Consider the following 16,547-nt stretch of genomic DNA (forward strand, 5'->3'; position numbering starts at 1 on the left):
ATAAACCATGCAGTGGTTCCGTTTAACTCATATCCTAATTCGTCCGTCTCTCCTGCTCCGTCTGCTTGATCTTCAACCGTCTGTACGCATTGATCAGCGGACGGTGGCGGCGGCTGACGAGGCCGACGATTTCTGTTCCCAGGTGGATTGCGATCAGGAGTACGACCATGACGATGATGGTCGTCCACTTCGTCGTCTTGGTGAGCAGGATCGCCATCGTACCGAAGAAGATGCTGATCGAGTAGATGGTGAGCACGGTTGAGCGGTGGGACAGGCCCATGTTCAACAAACAGTGATGCAAGTGTCCTTTGTCCGGACTGGAAATCGGCTTTTTGTTGACGATTCGGCGCACGATGGCGAAGAACGTGTCCCAAAGCGGAACGCCGAGCACGACGATCGGGATGATGAAGGAAACGAAGAGCGCTTCCTTAAAGCCCATAATCGACAGCGCAGCCAGGTTAAAGCCGAGGAATAGCGAGCCGGTGTCGCCCATGAACAGGCGGGCCGGGTGAAAGTTGAAGTAAAGAAATCCAAGAATAGCTCCGAGAAGCACGAAACAGTAGGCAGAAACTTTGTAATCGCCCATCAGAAGAGCCATGACGCCCATCGTCGCTGCTGCAATTGCCGATACGCCGGCAGACAGACCGTCCAGGCCGTCAATCAGATTGACCGCATTGGTCACACCGACGATCCAGAACATGGTGATCGGAACAGCCAGCCAGAAAAGCCAGCCACTGCTAAAGTCGATACTGCCCGAGTAGGGCAGGTTGACGACTCCGATCTTGAGACCGAACGGAATGACGACGATTGCGGTTGCCACCAGTTGACCGAGCAGCTTCCATTTTGGCGAGAGCTGGTACTTGTCGTCCAGCATGCCTACGGTCATGACGATCGTGCTTCCAATGAATATTCCAAGCATTTCCGACATGCTGGAGTAGGGCACGAACAAGAAAAAGGCGACGAGATAACCCAGGTAAATAGCAAGTCCACCCATGCGCGGCATGATTCGCGTATGTACCTTGCGCTGGTTGGGAGCATCTACTGCCCCGACCTTTTCAGCCAATTTCTTTACATACGGTGTTGCAATAAACGATATGATCAGCGAAGTCAGAAATCCGAGGATTAATGTAGACATCGACTGTTCTCCTCTCTACGGATGCATCTAGGAACGGCTACTCCATTTTTCTTTTAATACGGTCAAAACAAACCGGGGAATAGCCAGCTGACGCTTCCAGCGAGAAGGCTGCGAAGCTAGTCGGTAAAACCATTCCAAATGCAATTTTTGCCAAATTTCTGGCGCTCGTTTTACTTTTCCGGAGATGACATCAAAGCTGCCGCCTACCCCCATCATCATCGAGGCATTCAGCCGATCGCGATATTTTACCATCCACTCGTCCTGCCGTGGCGCGCCGAGCGCAACGAACAGCAACTCCGGCTTGGCTTCTGCGATCTCCTGTACAATCTTTTCCTCGTCCTCTGCCCGGAAAAATCCGTTCCGATACCCGACGAGACGTGCGTTCGGGTAGCGAGCAGCCAGCTTTTCCGCAGCCAGACTGATGACATCCGGCTTGGCTCCCAGCAGGTAGACGCCCCACTGGTGCTTGTTCGCTTCCGTCATCAATGCTTCCAGCAGCTCCACGCCCGTAACGCGCTCACGAATGGGTTGATTCGTCCATTTCGCAGCGTAGACGATCCCGATTCCATCCGGAACGACATAGGCTTGTTCCACAATCGACTGAAACGCGCGATTTTCCCGCGCCAACATGACGATCTCGGGATTGGCGGTTACGACATGGGTCTTTTGGCCGTTTTCAATACGCTCTGCGATATATGTGACTGTCTCGTGGAAGCCACGAGTTGAAAATGGCACACCTAATATGGTTGCGACCTGTTTGGCCAATGTTTTCACCTTCATTATATAAGTTGCCCACTAGCCATTTTACCCGAAAAGAAAAGCACATTCAAGATGATCATGAATGTGCTTTATTTCCTGCAGTCAGCGCAAACATCAATTCGCCTTCTGCGACTACTTTCCCATTAACGATCGCTTTCCCGTATCCTTTGCCTACCGTACCGCGCACGCGTGTAAGCTCAACGTCGAGTGTCAGCGTGTCGCCAGGCTTCACCTGATCTTTGAAACGGAACCCGTCAATCCCGGCAAAAAGTCCGATTTTGCCTTGATGTTCTTCCATGCTGAGCATCGCTACAGCTCCAACTTGCGCCAGTGCTTCCACAATCAGGACGCCAGGCATGACTGGATAACCAGGGAAATGTCCTTGGAAAAACGGCTCGTTGACAGTGACGTTTTTGATTCCGACTGCCCGTTTTCCTTGCTCCAGCTCTTCAATCTTGTCCACCAGCAAAAAAGGATAGCGATGAGGAATGATTTCCTGAATTTGCATGATATCAAGCGGTGCTTTGATTTCCATATGTAATCGCTCCATTTCCATACTTATCTAGACTTGTCCGTGCATGAAGACCAGTTGGCAAACTGAGAATAAACATAACTCCCGCCTCCGACATGTCGGCACAGCGGGGTTAAAATAACAAGGGCACTTCCTCCCCAAACGGGAAGTGCTCTTTTATCCATCCCTTACGTGCGGTTTAACAGACGAAACTTCCCCAAGTAGATCGCGCTCGTAATGAACGAGAACGCGATTACCGTCCACAAAATCGCTTCGCTGTATGGGAATCGGTACATAGCAAGCGGGATGACCACATACAAAAGAACCGTTGTCAACTTGCCAAACGCGTTTGCCGGCACCGTTTTTTTGCCCCGGAAGTGATAAACAGCTCCTGTAATAATCATAGCCAAATCACGCAAAAAGAAAAACAGGGCGGCCCAAACGCTGATCCGCTCTGTCAAAAACAATGAGGCGATCACCGCCAACATCATTAACTTGTCTGCCAGAGGATCCAACATCATACCGATTGTGGTTACAAGCTTATGTTTCCGCGCGATGTACCCATCTGCAATGTCCGTGACTCCCGCCAAAATCAGGATAGCCAGAGCGATTTCAACGTGGTACGGAATCCCGGAAAAAAAGACATACAGGTACAAAGGGATGAGCACGATGCGAAAGATCGTAAGCAAATTAGGAAGATTCACGGACATCCCTCCGTAGTAAGAATCGTCGCTTCCTTTTTCAACCACTCGATCTATTATACTCTGTGGACAAACTGTGCAACAAGTCCCTCTAAAAAACAGGCAGCCCCAACCATCAGGTTCGGGCTTGTCCACCTTGCTTTTTCTCTTGGATGCTTACGTGTTTGCAAACAGCAAGTCCCACATGTGTTTGTACGTGCCAAGATCAAATACTTCCGCTGTCGGCTTGTGTCCCACAACTCCGTACCCGATTGCCAAACCGATGACGAGAGAGAAAAACAACAGGATCGGGACCAGCACAATTTTGGCAATCGTCACTCGCCAGTTTCTGCCGCTCCGTTCCCGCTCTCTCGGCTTCGTCCTAACCTCTTCGGTATCACGCGGGAACCTTCTGCCCTTCCCTTGTTCCATGCTCCTCTCCTCCGTCATCACTGATTATCTGCTGCGCAACGAGTTGGCAATGCCCATCATTTGGTCGCTGATGCCAATCGCCCGTGAGTTCAACTGATAGGCACGCTGAATGTTCACCAGTTGCGACATCTCTTCTGTCATCGTTACATTGGAGCCTTCGAGCGCTCCTTGACGCAACGTGGCAATTCCTTCATCAATCGCGTTAGCATACTTGGTCGCAGGATTTTCTCCGGAAGCAAGCTCTGCGTCGAACAAGTTTTGCCCCACCTGTTTCAGTTGATCGGGATTATCCACTTTCCAGATGCCAATGTTGCCATAGGCGACTCCGTTTGCTGTCAACGCGCCCTCTGGCGTAATCTCGATATTTTGCACTGGCTCAGGCAACACGATGTTTACTCCGTTGTTGTCCGTGAGAATGTGTCCCGACGGCGTGTGCAGCACGTAGCCGCCTTCGTCATCGTCAAACTGCACCTTGAAGGAGCCATCTCGTGTCAGCCGGCTTTCTTCCTGGATAACCGCACCGTTCGCATCTTTGATTTTATGCGTGACCAAAAAATAACCTTGCCCTTCAATGGCTACGTCTGTCGGCACATCTGTCATCTTGACGTTGCCTTGTCCGAGATCCAGCTTCGACAAGCCGAGACGTGCACCACTGCCAACACGCAAGCCTACTGGCGTATTGCGGTTTTGATTATCCGCTGCCGGCTGCTCGGTCATCGAATCGGAGAGAAGCTCGGAAAACGATGCCACCCTGCGCTTGTATCCGTTTGTATCGATATTCGCCAGATTGTTGGCCGTATTGTCCAACGCCTGTTGAATACCGCGCATGGCCGATGTGGAAATATTAAGCGACTGCATCCTTCCTACCCCCTATTATCCGTTCACTCGTCCGATTTCATTAGCAGCCTTGTCCAGCGTACCGTCAATCGTCGTAATGACTCGCTGGTTTGCCTCGTATGCACGCAGTACGCTCATCATGCTTGTCATAGTTTGAGCCGGGTCAACATTGGACCGCTCTCTCCATCCTTGCTGCGTACCGTATCTGCCTGCAACAGTCGGCGTATCGTACTCTCCGGCAGCCAATGCAGCCTGGTCTTCCGCTTCCGCGATGTCGATCGCTTTTACCTCTGCGTCTCCTTCATAGCGGAAAATGTTCGTTCCCTCACGAACCAGCTTCTGAGGGTCTGTCACGACGCTCAGGCCGAGCCTCTGGTGGTTGGTCAACACCTGGTAGTCCTTGCTGACCGAATCCCGGTACAACAGCTCGCCAGCCTGATTGATCTTCAAGTCTTGCCCGACATTGACCCCTGTAAGCGGATCATTGTTCAGCCGAATCGCCTGATTTTGATTGTCGAGAACGTAATATCCGTCTGGCGTCACCAGGTACCCTTCCGCATTGACGCTCCAGTTTCCGTTCCGCGTGTAGCGAATATCTTCTTCCTGGGCTGGCTGGGTCAAATCTTCAATCCGTGCCACGCTGTAAAACAGACGGCGCTCATTTCCGTCCTGATCAGGCTGGAGGTTGTCCAAAAGCGCCACATCGTACGGATTGCGCGTCTCTTCAATATCTCCTTGCGTAAAGGCAGGGATCGCTTCCGACATGTACACCCCTGAGTTCAGCCGTCCGATGATCGCAGGCTGGCCAGGCATGGTCGGAACGCCCGGGAAATCAGGTCCTTCGGAATCGCGCATGCGCGAAAGGAGCTGCTCCGGGAAAGCGCGCATGACACCAACATCCTGTTTGTATCCAGGCGTGTTGATGTTAGCCAGGTTGTTCGCCAGCGAATCTTGCCTGTTTTGCAAGGCAAGCATGCCAGATGCAGACGTATACAAGCCTCTGATCACGTAATCTTACCCCCTGAATAATCGCTTATTCGAGTGAGCCGGCACCTTGTCCAGATAGTCCAGCATCATTCCGGTTCCTTTGGCTACACACATCATCGGCTCGTCCGCTACCAGCACAGGAACCTTCAGCTCCTCTGCCAAAATCTCGTCGATGCCATGCAAAAGTGCGCCGCCGCCAGTCAGGAAAACACCCTTATCAATTATATCGGCAGAAAGCTCGGGAGGTGTTCGTTCCAAAACAGATTTCGAGGCTTGTACAATCGCACTCACCGACTCGGCCAGGGCTTCTTGGACTTCGCCGGATTGAATGGTAATGGTTTGCGGCAATCCGCTTACCATGTCCCGACCACGAATGTCCATTTCGTCCTGGCGCCCGCCGGATACGGTTCCGATTTGAACCTTGATATCTTCAGCTGTACGCTCTCCGATCAGCAGTTTGTATTTATTTTTTATGTACCGCATAATAGCCACATCGAATGTGTCCCCAGCTATTTTGATGGAGGAAGACGTGACAATATCGCCCATCGACAGCACCGCTACATCGGTCGTACCCCCACCGATATCCACTACCATATTGCCGGACGGCTGAAAAATGTCCATACCTGCCCCAACTGCGGCAACTTTCGGTTCTTCTTCGATAAACACCTGTCTTGCGCCTCCACTGCGCTCGGCTGCTTCGCGAATCGCCTTTTGCTCTACCGAGGTAATGTTCGTTGGGCAGCAAATCAGGATGCGTGGACGTGCAAACATGCTTTTTCCACCGATTTTGTTCAAAAAGTGCTTCAGCATCGCTTCTGTAATCTCAAAATCGGCAATAACACCTTCGCGCAAAGGTCGGATCGCCACGATATTTCCTGGGGTTCGGCCCACCATGCGATGCGCTTCGTGCCCCACGGCCAATACTTTTCTAGAATTGCTATCTATTGCCACGACAGATGGTTCGTCTAGGACAACACCCTTGCCTTTTACATACACCAAGACATTGGCCGTCCCCAAGTCGATTCCGATATCTTTGCCAAACATGAAAGGTCCTCCCTGTTACCAGTTACATTTCTACCTAATATCATAGGCTCTTCTACGTGAGAGGACAAGGAAATTCTTTATTGCACGCTCTCCTCCTGTTCAACTCGGACTTTTTTACTACGCCGCTTGTATTTGATTTTAGTCGCTTCGCCTCCCCGCAGATGTCTGATAGCTTTGTGATATTCCAAAATTTCCTTAACTTGGTTAGCCAACTCCGGATTTATTTCAGGCAGCCTTTCCGTCAAGTCCTTGTGCACTGTACTTTTGGAAACTCCGAATTCTTTGGCGATCATCCGAACCGTATTTCGCGTCTCTACAATATATCGGCCAATCTTGATGGTCCGCTCTTTGATGTAGTCGTGCACATTACTCGCCTCCTTGTATCTACATTGTCTGATACAATATATGGGTGGGCAGGGACACATATTCTACGTTTCCAAGCCTGACAAGCCAGCACGGCCGCATCTTTTTTCAACAGTTTGTACCAACAGCAAAAAAACACCCGCAAATCGCTTGATTTTACGGGTGTTTTCCATCATTTCGCTAATTATTGATTTTTCGCTTCCGCTTGAATCAAATATTGTTGTGGATTCACTGGCTTGTCGTCGACACGTACTTCGAAGTGGAGATGCACTCCGAAATCTTTCTCGAACTCGTTGCGGCCTGCTGAACCGATCACTTGGCCCTGGGTCACTTCATCACCTGGTTTGACTGTCGTGTTTTCCAGGCTTTGATAGACCGTCACCATTTTGTCAGCGTGCTCCACTTCAACGGTTTTGCCGACGAGCGGATCGTTTTCCACCTTCACGACTTTTCCGGCGAGGGCAGCCACGACATCAAAGCTCTTGCCATCAGTTGCTTTCAAATCAATTCCGGTGTGCGGGTAAAAAGAGTTGCTGTACTTGACCAGCGCCTTTTGCTGCTCGTCTTTGGACGCTTGTTCGTCGTAGTAGCTCATTCCCATTTCATACTGGACATTTTTCCCTACAGGCCATGCCAACGGTTGAACGCCACTTGTCACAGGTACCGCTTCATCGTTTTGCTTCGGTGTCTCAGGAGTCGCTGGAGTTGTCACTGCCACGTTATCCCCGACATTTGCCACTTTGGATACCGTGTCCATGACGCTGCCCTGATACCACATCACAAAAGCGAGAATGATTGCTGCGGTTCCGATGTAGATTGCGGGGAACGCCCACTTCTTACCCAAAACTTTTTTCCAGGAGCTTGCCTTCTTGAATGGAATCGGTTGATTTTGATTCTTTTGATCTTCCATTTTATTCATCACCTCATCCCTCAGTATCGCCAGAATTTTGGCGTATAAACCTGAGAGAGTAGGGAAAAGTAAAAATTTGCGTTCTTTTTCGCTAGGCGCGCACGATTTGAGAGTAATCCTGGAGGTTGATTCCCTGGTAGAAGTGCTTCACGATCTGCTCGGCATTTTTTCCGCTCTTGGCCATGCCGTTTGCTCCCCATTGGCTCATGCCGACTCCGTGGCCGTATCCTTTGGTTGTAATAAACACCTGGTTGCCTCTCAGCTCCAACGTAAAAGAAGACGAGTTCAAGTTCAGCTTTTCGCGAAATTCCCGCCCGCTAAACTCCTTGCCGCCAATGCTGATTTTCCCCACGCGATTTCCCGTCGTGCGCGACTCAATCCGATACCAGGCTCCGTTGGAGGAAGCCTCCTGCACAAGCTTCACGCCCAATTCCTTTTCCAGCTCAGCCGTGGACTTGACCACTGTTTCCTCGTAGCGCGGGGATTCGATATCCCATGGACTTGCCACACTTTTCAGGTACGGAATCGGCTTTTCCCAATATTCGTTCGAGTTCTCGGTAAAGCCGTTGCTGGTGGAAAAGAACGTGGCGTCAATCGGCTCTCCCTGATAAGTCAGCACGACGCCCGCTGTTGCTTGCACAGCCTGCTCTATGCGCTTGCTTTTCCATTCGTACTGGTCTCCCCAGCGTGCACGGCGCTGCGCTTCATCCATATACACCTGATGAGCGACCGTATCCAGCACCTGTCCTCCCGCGGGCACATCATCGAACTTCCCTTGCTTCAGTCTGCGTACGATATACGTCCTCGCTGCCATCGCCTGGGCCTTCAACGCTTCCAGTTCGAACTCGGCCGGCATCTCAGCCGCTACTACCCCTTCGATGTACGTCTCCAGCGGCAATGTTTCCACAACCTTTTTTTCGGTACGGTACACCTTGATGGGAAGCGATTGGGCAGCTCCTGCTGTCGCCGGTTTGTTCTGCTGCTGAACGGCTTCATGTGGGGATGCTGCGGACTCGTGCGAAGGTGCAAACAGATAAACCAGAGCAGCCGGCATCAGGACGAGCAAGATCGGCAAAGTGATAAACCCTATGAGCAAGTAGCGTTTCATCCAAGTGATCCTCCCCGTTAAGTGCTAGACACTTTCAGTCTATGTATGGCAAAAGACCGATAGAACGAGAGAGTAAGAGAGTAGCGAGGGCGACAACAGCTGCAAGCAGACCTCTGCCGGAGCCGTATTGGAAGGGGAAGCAGCTTGGCTTGGGTCTTCGCGCTGACCATTTTCACAAACGAAAAAAAAGATCCCCTGCTTTCGCAGAGAATCTTCGTGTTTGTCATATAGCTGACACATTCGTTACGCAAAATTAGGAGAGAAGCTTACCTTGATCGTATCTGGCAAAACCGCTTCCCGCTTTTTCTCCTCAGGAGTTACGCGCTCCACATCCGCTCCGAGTGCCAACAGCTTTTCCGTGAAGTTCACATACCCGCGGTCGATATGGTGAAGAGCCGTTACCTCTGTCTCTCCTTCCGATACCAACCCAGCCAGCACCAGAGCTGCACCTGCGCGCAGATCGGTTGCCGCCACTTTGCTTCCGGTCAGCTTGGAGCCGCCTTCCACAATGGCACTGCGTCCTTCGATTTTGATATTGGCATTCATGCGGCGGAACTCTTCCACGTGCATAAAACGATTTTCAAAAACCGTCTCGGTCACGATGCTCGTGCCTTCGGAAACAAGCAAAAGCGCCATCATTTGCGACTGCATGTCAGTCGGGAAGCCCGGATATGGCAGCGTCTTGAGATCGACAGCTTTCAGAGCACCTGTGCGGCGAACGCGGATGCCGTTTTCCTGCTCGTCTACCTCTACGCCCATTTCACGCAGCTTGGCTGTTACGGATTTCAGGTGATCGCAAATCGCGCCTTCTACGAATACATCTCCACCCGTGATCGCTGCTGCCACCATGAAGGTTCCAGCTTCAATCCGGTCAGGAATGACGCAATGCGTGCAGCCCTTCATCTTTTCCACGCCTTCGATGCGGATAGAGCCTGTTCCCGCACCGCGGATTTTTGCTCCCATCCGGTTCAGGAAGTTGGCCAGATCGACAATCTCCGGCTCCTCCGCTGCGTTTTCAATCACGGTCGTGCCTTCTGCCAAAGCGGCAGCCATCATGATATTTTCCGTTGCGCCGACGCTTGCGATATCGAGGTAAATCTTTGCCCCTTTCAATCGCCCGTCTGCTTTTGCTTCAATAAACCCTTGTCCGATCTCGATTTTGGCTCCCATAGCCTCAAACCCTTTAAGGTGTTGGTCGATCGGGCGGGTACCAATGGCACAACCACCTGGAAGAGCGACACGAGCCTGTCCTTTTCTAGCCAAAAGCGGCCCCATTACCAGGAAAGAAGCACGCATTTTGCGGACCAGTTCATAAGATGCTTCGACGCTGGTAAGCTCAGAAGCATTGATTGTCAGCACTTCATGATCATATGTAAGGGAGATTCCCATCGATTTCAAGAGGTCGCATATCGTCCTGACATCGTCAAGAGCAGGTACATCCGAAATAACGCATGTGCCTTCTTCTGCCAGGATAGATGCTGCAATAATAGGGAGTACGGCATTTTTGGCGCCAGATACTTTCACATTACCCGCCAATGCCTTACCACCACGGACAATAATTTTATCCAATGTGTACCCCTCCGCGTGCTAATATTCCACTGTGATGATTGGTGTACCTACAGTAACCCATGTGCCAGCATTGCCGCTGTCACGGTGAGTCGCTACCTGCAGATTCATCTTTTGCCCGTTTAACGCAATGAATGGTTCCCACATAGGGGTATGTCCAGAAATACTGACGACCGTCTCATCTTGTAAACGTTCCAATTCTGTTGCCTGGAGGGTAGCAAAAATCGACATAATTTTACCCCCCTGTTGGTCAACACTCATCTTAACATTGTACAATCCGCGAATACAAGTGCTAATTTGCGGAATAAAGTCGGCATTTTTCAGGGCTTTCGCGAAGGTTTCCTGTATCTGCTCTATATATAGTAGGGATTCACGGCTTCCCGATAACTGCAGCACTAGATATGTGTCAAATGAACCATTTTCAGGAACACTTGTCATCTCGTAGCGCACGGAAACGCCGTTTTGCTTATATGTCGTTCGATACATAAGAACATCGTGGTTCCGCGATTCTTCGATGAGCGAAAGCGGAATCTCTAGCTGTTTTGCCCACATCTTTGCCAACTCAGTGACTTCTTCCTGCCGCTGTACTTCCCCCAGCGCCACTCTCGCACGAACCTGAATGGACACGCCCGTCGCTCCCGAATCCTCAAGCGTTTGCAAGAGCTTGCTCGCAACAGGTTTTGCTTCCGACGCCTGCGCAGGCATCCAATAAACAGCGCCAGTGACCAGCAACAAAGCAAGTACAAGAAGGCCAGACCATTTCCCCATTTTATATCCTCTCCCCATGTTTCACGTACATCTCTTTGTACTTCCCATTTTGCACATGAAACTGGGTGGATATACCAGCAAACTGAATGAAGTTTGGGCGATTAGGAAAACAGATTGCCGAACGTCATGGACCAGCCGAGATAATCGAGGAAAAATCGCGATACTTCGTAGCCGATTACGATCGACAGTAAAATTTGCAGCAGCTTCGCTTGCGCTCCCGCCGGATGCTTCAAGATTTTTTCAAAACGAAATGATTGCAGAGCCCACCATGCGAGTGCAATGAATACAATCGACAAGACGATGCTCAATACGCCGTATACTTCTTGCGGCATGCTTGTTCCTCCTCATGCAGATCAGTCAGCCATCTTCGTCAAAAGAAAAAGGGACAGCCCGAAAAGCGAGCTATCCCTTCTATTGTACATGATGTAGCCATCCGTTACGAGTGTCACTGAAAGTTGGGAGGAAGCATATTCCCAAAGTCAAAAGACGGATTGAAATGAACTTGCACATAATCGGTGACCAGACCAGGGAATGCCCCGAACACGACTGTCAGGATGGCCAGCACGAGGACCAGAGTCCAAATGCCTTTTGGCACGGCAAGCGGAGCTTCGCTCGTTCCCTGACGCATGTACATCTGTCTGATAATCCCGAAGTAATAATAGTAGGAAATGACGCTTGTGACGATCATGATTGCCGCCAGCCAGTAATTTTCCTGGGCCAGCGCACCCATGAACAGATAGAATTTCCCGAAGAATCCTGCGGTGACAGGAATCCCTGCCAGCGACAGAAGGAAAATGCTCATCGCAATCGCCATGACAGGAGAACGGTGATACAAACCGGCAAAACCTTTCAGATCTTCTGTTCCCTGCTCACGTGTCACCACCATGATGACGGCAAAAGCACCAAAGCTGACGAGCATGTACCCGAACAGGTAGAAGATCACTTCACCGAAAAACAAAGTCGTCGGCGGCACAAACGGAACGAGTATATACCCCGCCTGCGCAATTCCCGAGTAGGCCATCATGCGCTTGACGTTTGTTTGTCTGAGCGCCATCGTGTTCCCGATAATCATGGAAGCAGCCGCCATGATGCCGAGATAGAGACTCGCCTCCTGGAAAAAGAAGCGATCCGTTCCGTTCGAAACGTTGAAAAACGAGATCAGCAAGACTCTGAATACGAGCGAGAAGCCTGCCGCTTTTGATACGACGGCCAGAAAAGCCGTTACGGGAGTCGGAGCGCCCTGGTATACATCCGGAGCCCACATGTGGTTAGGCGCCGCGGATATTTTAAAAGCAAGCCCGACCGCCAGAAACGCAAATGCCATGTACACGAGGAACTGATAGCCCGCCATTCCCGCTTCTGCGAGACGGAACGAAATCTCGTAAATATGTGTCGTACCCGTCAAGCCGTACACGTACGACATCCCAAACAAGATGACGGCCGTGGCGATTCCGCCCGATACCACGTATTTAAAAGCTGATTCATTCGATTGCAGCGACTTTTTTCTCAATCCCACAAGCACGTAGGATGACAGGGACAGCAGCTCAAGTCCGACAAACAGCGTGATCAGGTCTGCCGAAGACGCCATGACCATGGCCCCCAAAAGTCCTGTCAGCATCAAATAGTAATACTCTCCTGTGTGGGTGACCTCCCCCTTTTTCAGATACGAAAGAGAGAGCAAAATCGCAAATGCCGTCCCGGCCAGGAATAGCAGCTTGAAAGCATTGCCGTAGTCATCGATGCGGATCATGTCCGCCATGTAGCTGTACGGCTTGTCGAGCACATTCACATTGACGAAGACAAAGACCGCTGCCAACACTACCCCTGCAAGCGACAGCCAACCGATCACCTGTCTACCGAGACGCTTGCCCGCAAACAAATCCAGCAGCGACAGAAACGTCGCAAATCCGAGAATGATAAATTCGGGCAGAAGGTAGCTCCAGTCATATGAGAATATATCTTTTACGTCCATGGATTACCCTCCTATTCCCGTTACAATCGGTACGATCGTCTTCAGAGCCTGCTGCATCGGATTTCCCAGGACAGCTGGATATACGCCGATGAGGATAATAAACCCGAGAAGCACGACCATCGGAATCACTTCCATCGGCTGTGCATCCGCAAGACCTGTGAAGCGGCTTGGTGTCGGCCCAAATGTCGTTCGCATGATCGCTCGCAACAAATAGACGGCTGTAAGCACGATGCCAAGCGCCCCGATCGCAGCCAGTACAGGCATTCGACCGAACAGTCCCAGGAAAGCAAAGAACTCACTGATAAATCCGGACATGCCAGGCAGTCCGAGCGATGCCATACCGCCAGCCAAAAAGACGCCGCTGACAAATGGCATGGATTTGGACAAGCCGCCAAGGTCGTCGATCATCGAAGTTTGCGTCCGGTCCCAAATGACGCCGATCAGGAAGAACAACAGCGCCGAAATAAAACCGTGAGAGACAACCTGGAACATCGCTCCTTGAAAGCCGATCGAGTTCATGGCCGCAAAACCAAGGAGAACGATCCCCATATGGCTGATACTGGAGTACGCCAGAACCATTTTCAAATCTTTTTGCACAAAAGCGAGCACCGCGCCATACAGCACGTTGATGATTCCCAGGATCGCCAGCCATGTAGAGAACTGGTACGCCTGTTCCGGGAAAAATCCGATGCCCATTCGCAAAAGTCCGTATGCCCCCATCTTCAGCAAAATGCCGGAGTGAATCATGACGATGGACGGCGGAGCCTGTACGTGCACTTTCAGCATCCACGTATGGAACGGAAACACCGGAAGCTTGATCGCGAAGGCAACGAACAGGGCCATGAACAAGGCGAAGCGAACTGTTGGCGTCAGCGCTGCTGTGACCGGATGGTCCGGTGTCGTCAAAATCGCGGCAATCTGATCGATATTCAGTGTCCGCATGACGACGAAAATAGCGATGAAGGCCAGCAGCATGATGCCGGAACCGATTCCGTTGTACAACAGGAACTTGTTGGCCGCATGCTCGCGTTCGCCATAGCCCCATATTCCGATCAGGAAGTACATCGGCACCAGTGTCAGCTCGAAGAAAATGAAGAACAGGAACAGGTTGTCGGCTGCGAAAACTCCGAGCATCCCGATCAGCAGCAGATGGAACAAGATGAAAAATTCCTTCAGCCGCTTTTTGATCTGCCAGGAAGCGACCGCAGCGAGAGTTCCGATAATCGCTGTCAGCAAAATCAACGGCATGGAAATCCCGTCCACACCAAGCTCATAGTTGATTTCAAAAGCGAATACCGTACCTGTCTGAGCAAGTCCGATCGGAATGGAAATCCAGTCATGACGTTCGACAAACTGCAGATTGGATGTATCGTAATTGAACAAACCGAACATCCAAAATGCCAGGATCAACGGCAACAAGGTTCCCAGTATCCCGACCTGCTTGATTGCCGCGAATCGACGACCAGGGATGCAAGCGATCACGAGAATCGCCAGAAGTGGAGAGAACACCAGCGACGACAAAAGGATATTAGCGCCCGAAACCAAAGAGTCCACCTCCCTCGACCGTCAAACTGATGGCAAGGATCAACAGCAGCAGGCCAAACAGAACCATCGCCCCGTAAGACTGGATCTGGCCGCTTTGCACACGTGCATGTAAAGCGCCAATTCCCTGCGTAATCTTGGCTGTCAGCCCAACCAGGCCATCCACCACGTATTTGTCAAACCCGTTCAAAATGATTCCCAGCCAGCCAAGTGGCCGCACAATCACATTCTGGTACAGTTCATCCACATAGTATTTTCGGTAAGAGAGTCGATAGAGCCACGGCATCGCTTCGGGAATGCTGTTTGGCGATACCGACTTTTTGCCGTACATCAGGTAGGCCAAAATGACGCCCAGCACCGAGATGAGCAAAGCGACGATTTGCAGCCAGGAAGCGGCATGCTCTGTTCCTTCGCCAAACACGTTGACAATTGCCGTACCTGTTCCTGTTGACAAAAGCCAGTCAGTCAGCAAAGGTGCGTAAGGCGTGTTCACGAATCCGGCGACTACAGCAAGCAGCGCCAAAATTAGCAAAGGTCCAGTCATGACTCCAGGTGACTCGTGTGCTTCGTGCTTGCCCCGAGCTTTTCCCGTGAACGTGAGGAAAAACAATCGGAACATATAGAATGCGGTAAAGAAAGCCGCAACCAGCGCAATAACCAGCAGATCGTAGCGATGCGCTCCATATACAGCGCCCAAAATCGCTTCTTTCGACCAGAATCCGGCGAAAGGAAAGATTCCCGCAATAGCCAGACAGCCGATCAAAAATGTCAGTGCTGTGACAGGCATCTTTTTCCACAAACCGCCCATTTCAAACACATCTTGCGTATGTACGGCGTGGATTACGCTGCCCGCTCCGAGGAAGAGCAACGCTTTGAAAAAGGCGTGCGTCATCAAGTGAAACGATCCGGCCACATAGCCGGCAGCACCGGCAACCCCCAGCGCCATCATCATGTACCCGAGCTGACTGACTGTGGAATACGCAAGCACACGCTTGATGTCGCGCTGTGTCAAACCGATGGAAGCGGCAAAAATCGCCGTGATGCCACCTACATAAGCCACTACAGTCAAAGCCGTATCAGAAGCGATGAACAGCGGATAAGTCGCAGCCACCAGGTACACACCGGCAGCAACCATCGTCGCTGCGTGAATCAAGGCAGATACAGGCGTAGGACCTTCCATCGCATCAGGCAACCACGTATGCAGCGGGAATTGACCTGATTTCCCCATCGCACCGATAAAAATCAAAATCGCTGCGACTGTAATCATCCACGGCTCCAGTCGTCCGAGAGCTACGCTTTCGAAGATCGGCCCGTACTCAAAACTTCCGGTCCACCAGAACAGCAAGCATATCCCGATGAACAATCCCAGGTCGCCAATCCGCGTAACGATAAATGCCTTTTTCGCAGCCGCTTTGGCTTCCGGTTTGAAATAGTAATAACCGACGAGCAGGAAGGAACAGACGCCAACCAGCTCCCAGAAAATGTACACTTGCAAAAGGTTCGGAGAAATGACCAGCCCAAGCATGGAAAACGTGAACAGGGCGAGATATTGGTAAAACACCGGAAAGCGCTCGTCGCCATGCATGTAGCCTTTGGAATAAATCTGAACGAGCAAGCTGACCAGCGTGACGATAACCAGCATCATCGCATTGAGCGGAGTTACCTCAAAGCCCATATTGATCACGATGTCACCGACATGAAGCCAATCTACCACATAGTTGTAGTCTACTCCCCCATCCCGGAATCTCTGCCAAAAAGCGAGGACGGCGATTCCGAAAGAAACAGCTGTCAGCCCGATGCCGACTATGGCCGCTCCTTCTTTCAACTGGCGACCAAACGAAACGATCACGATGAAAGCAAGAAGCGGAAACAGAGGGATGAGCCAGGCGTAGTGCAAAAAAGTATCCATCTTTGTCCTCCTTATCAGGTCTCC

Annotated in this window: 17 protein-coding genes; all 17 read right to left on the minus strand. The window is 51.2% G+C overall.

Annotated elements, in window-relative coordinates:
- Positions 1 to 34: 34 nt before the first annotated feature.
- The 17 genes from M2298_RS14170 to nuoL all read right to left on the minus strand — a co-directional run bounded on the left by M2298_RS14170 (position 35) and on the right by nuoL (position 16,523).
- Entirely contained in the window at positions 35 to 1,135 is a 1,101-nt protein-coding gene (locus tag M2298_RS14170) for a glycosyltransferase family 4 protein (RefSeq protein ID WP_063229025.1), read from the minus strand.
- Between the two features lie 27 nt (positions 1,136 to 1,162).
- Positions 1,163 to 1,915 carry a WecB/TagA/CpsF family glycosyltransferase gene (locus tag M2298_RS14175; RefSeq protein WP_254456799.1) on the minus strand — a complete coding sequence of 251 codons (753 nt, stop codon included), beginning with the start codon at positions 1,913 to 1,915 and terminating at the stop codon, positions 1,163 to 1,165.
- A 55-nt stretch (positions 1,916 to 1,970) separates the two neighbouring features.
- Positions 1,971 to 2,429 carry a 3-hydroxyacyl-ACP dehydratase FabZ gene (gene fabZ / locus M2298_RS14180; protein WP_063229023.1) on the minus strand — a complete coding sequence of 153 codons (459 nt, stop codon included), beginning with the start codon at positions 2,427 to 2,429 and terminating at the stop codon, positions 1,971 to 1,973.
- A 164-nt stretch (positions 2,430 to 2,593) separates the two neighbouring features.
- Positions 2,594 to 3,115: a CDP-alcohol phosphatidyltransferase family protein gene (locus M2298_RS14185; RefSeq protein WP_063229043.1), complete on the minus strand. Its 522-nt coding sequence runs from the start codon at positions 3,113 to 3,115 to the stop codon at positions 2,594 to 2,596.
- A gap of 147 nt (positions 3,116 to 3,262) precedes the next feature.
- Positions 3,263 to 3,517: a DNA-directed RNA polymerase subunit beta gene (locus M2298_RS14190; RefSeq protein ID WP_063229022.1), complete on the minus strand. Its 255-nt coding sequence runs from the start codon at positions 3,515 to 3,517 to the stop codon at positions 3,263 to 3,265.
- 24 nt (positions 3,518 to 3,541) lie between these two features.
- Positions 3,542 to 4,375, minus strand: a complete 834-nt coding sequence (locus M2298_RS14195) for a flagellar hook-basal body protein (RefSeq protein WP_122962610.1) — start codon at positions 4,373 to 4,375, stop codon at positions 3,542 to 3,544.
- A gap of 15 nt (positions 4,376 to 4,390) precedes the next feature.
- Entirely contained in the window at positions 4,391 to 5,362 is a 972-nt protein-coding gene (locus M2298_RS14200) for a flagellar hook-basal body protein (protein ID WP_173596376.1), read from the minus strand.
- A 6-nt stretch (positions 5,363 to 5,368) separates the two neighbouring features.
- Positions 5,369 to 6,385, minus strand: coding sequence for a rod shape-determining protein (gene mreB, locus M2298_RS14205; RefSeq protein ID WP_122962608.1), 1,017 nt, complete (start codon positions 6,383 to 6,385; stop codon positions 5,369 to 5,371).
- Between the two features lie 77 nt (positions 6,386 to 6,462).
- A complete protein-coding gene (spoIIID, locus tag M2298_RS14210) occupies positions 6,463 to 6,750 on the minus strand; it encodes a sporulation transcriptional regulator SpoIIID (protein ID WP_005831806.1) in 288 nt (95 codons plus the stop codon).
- A gap of 182 nt (positions 6,751 to 6,932) precedes the next feature.
- Complete coding sequence (locus M2298_RS14215) at positions 6,933 to 7,658, minus strand: M23 family metallopeptidase (RefSeq protein WP_063229018.1); 726 nt, start codon at positions 7,656 to 7,658, stop codon at positions 6,933 to 6,935.
- 91 nt (positions 7,659 to 7,749) lie between these two features.
- Positions 7,750 to 8,766: a stage II sporulation protein D gene (spoIID, locus tag M2298_RS14220; protein ID WP_122962607.1), complete on the minus strand. Its 1,017-nt coding sequence runs from the start codon at positions 8,764 to 8,766 to the stop codon at positions 7,750 to 7,752.
- A 243-nt stretch (positions 8,767 to 9,009) separates the two neighbouring features.
- Entirely contained in the window at positions 9,010 to 10,335 is a 1,326-nt protein-coding gene (gene murA, locus M2298_RS14225) for a UDP-N-acetylglucosamine 1-carboxyvinyltransferase (protein ID WP_122962606.1), read from the minus strand.
- 18 nt (positions 10,336 to 10,353) lie between these two features.
- Complete coding sequence (locus M2298_RS14230) at positions 10,354 to 11,100, minus strand: YwmB family TATA-box binding protein (protein ID WP_122962605.1); 747 nt, start codon at positions 11,098 to 11,100, stop codon at positions 10,354 to 10,356.
- A gap of 101 nt (positions 11,101 to 11,201) precedes the next feature.
- On the minus strand, positions 11,202 to 11,432 hold the full coding sequence (locus M2298_RS14235; RefSeq protein ID WP_063229014.1) for a DUF1146 family protein: 231 nt from the start codon (positions 11,430 to 11,432) through the stop codon (positions 11,202 to 11,204).
- 113 nt (positions 11,433 to 11,545) lie between these two features.
- On the minus strand, positions 11,546 to 13,072 hold the full coding sequence (nuoN, locus tag M2298_RS14240; protein WP_122962604.1) for an NADH-quinone oxidoreductase subunit NuoN: 1,527 nt from the start codon (positions 13,070 to 13,072) through the stop codon (positions 11,546 to 11,548).
- Positions 13,073 to 13,075: 3 nt separating this feature from the next.
- Positions 13,076 to 14,617, minus strand: coding sequence for a complex I subunit 4 family protein (locus M2298_RS14245; RefSeq protein ID WP_173596375.1), 1,542 nt, complete (start codon positions 14,615 to 14,617; stop codon positions 13,076 to 13,078).
- Positions 14,601 to 16,523 carry an NADH-quinone oxidoreductase subunit L gene (nuoL, locus tag M2298_RS14250; protein ID WP_122962602.1) on the minus strand — a complete coding sequence of 641 codons (1,923 nt, stop codon included), beginning with the start codon at positions 16,521 to 16,523 and terminating at the stop codon, positions 14,601 to 14,603. The genes M2298_RS14245 and nuoL overlap by 17 nt, the downstream gene beginning before the upstream one ends.
- Positions 16,524 to 16,547: the final 24 nt, after the last annotated feature.

It is taken from the genome of Brevibacillus sp. 1238 (assembly GCF_029892995.1).
Classification (GTDB): domain Bacteria; phylum Bacillota; class Bacilli; order Brevibacillales; family Brevibacillaceae; genus Brevibacillus; species Brevibacillus parabrevis.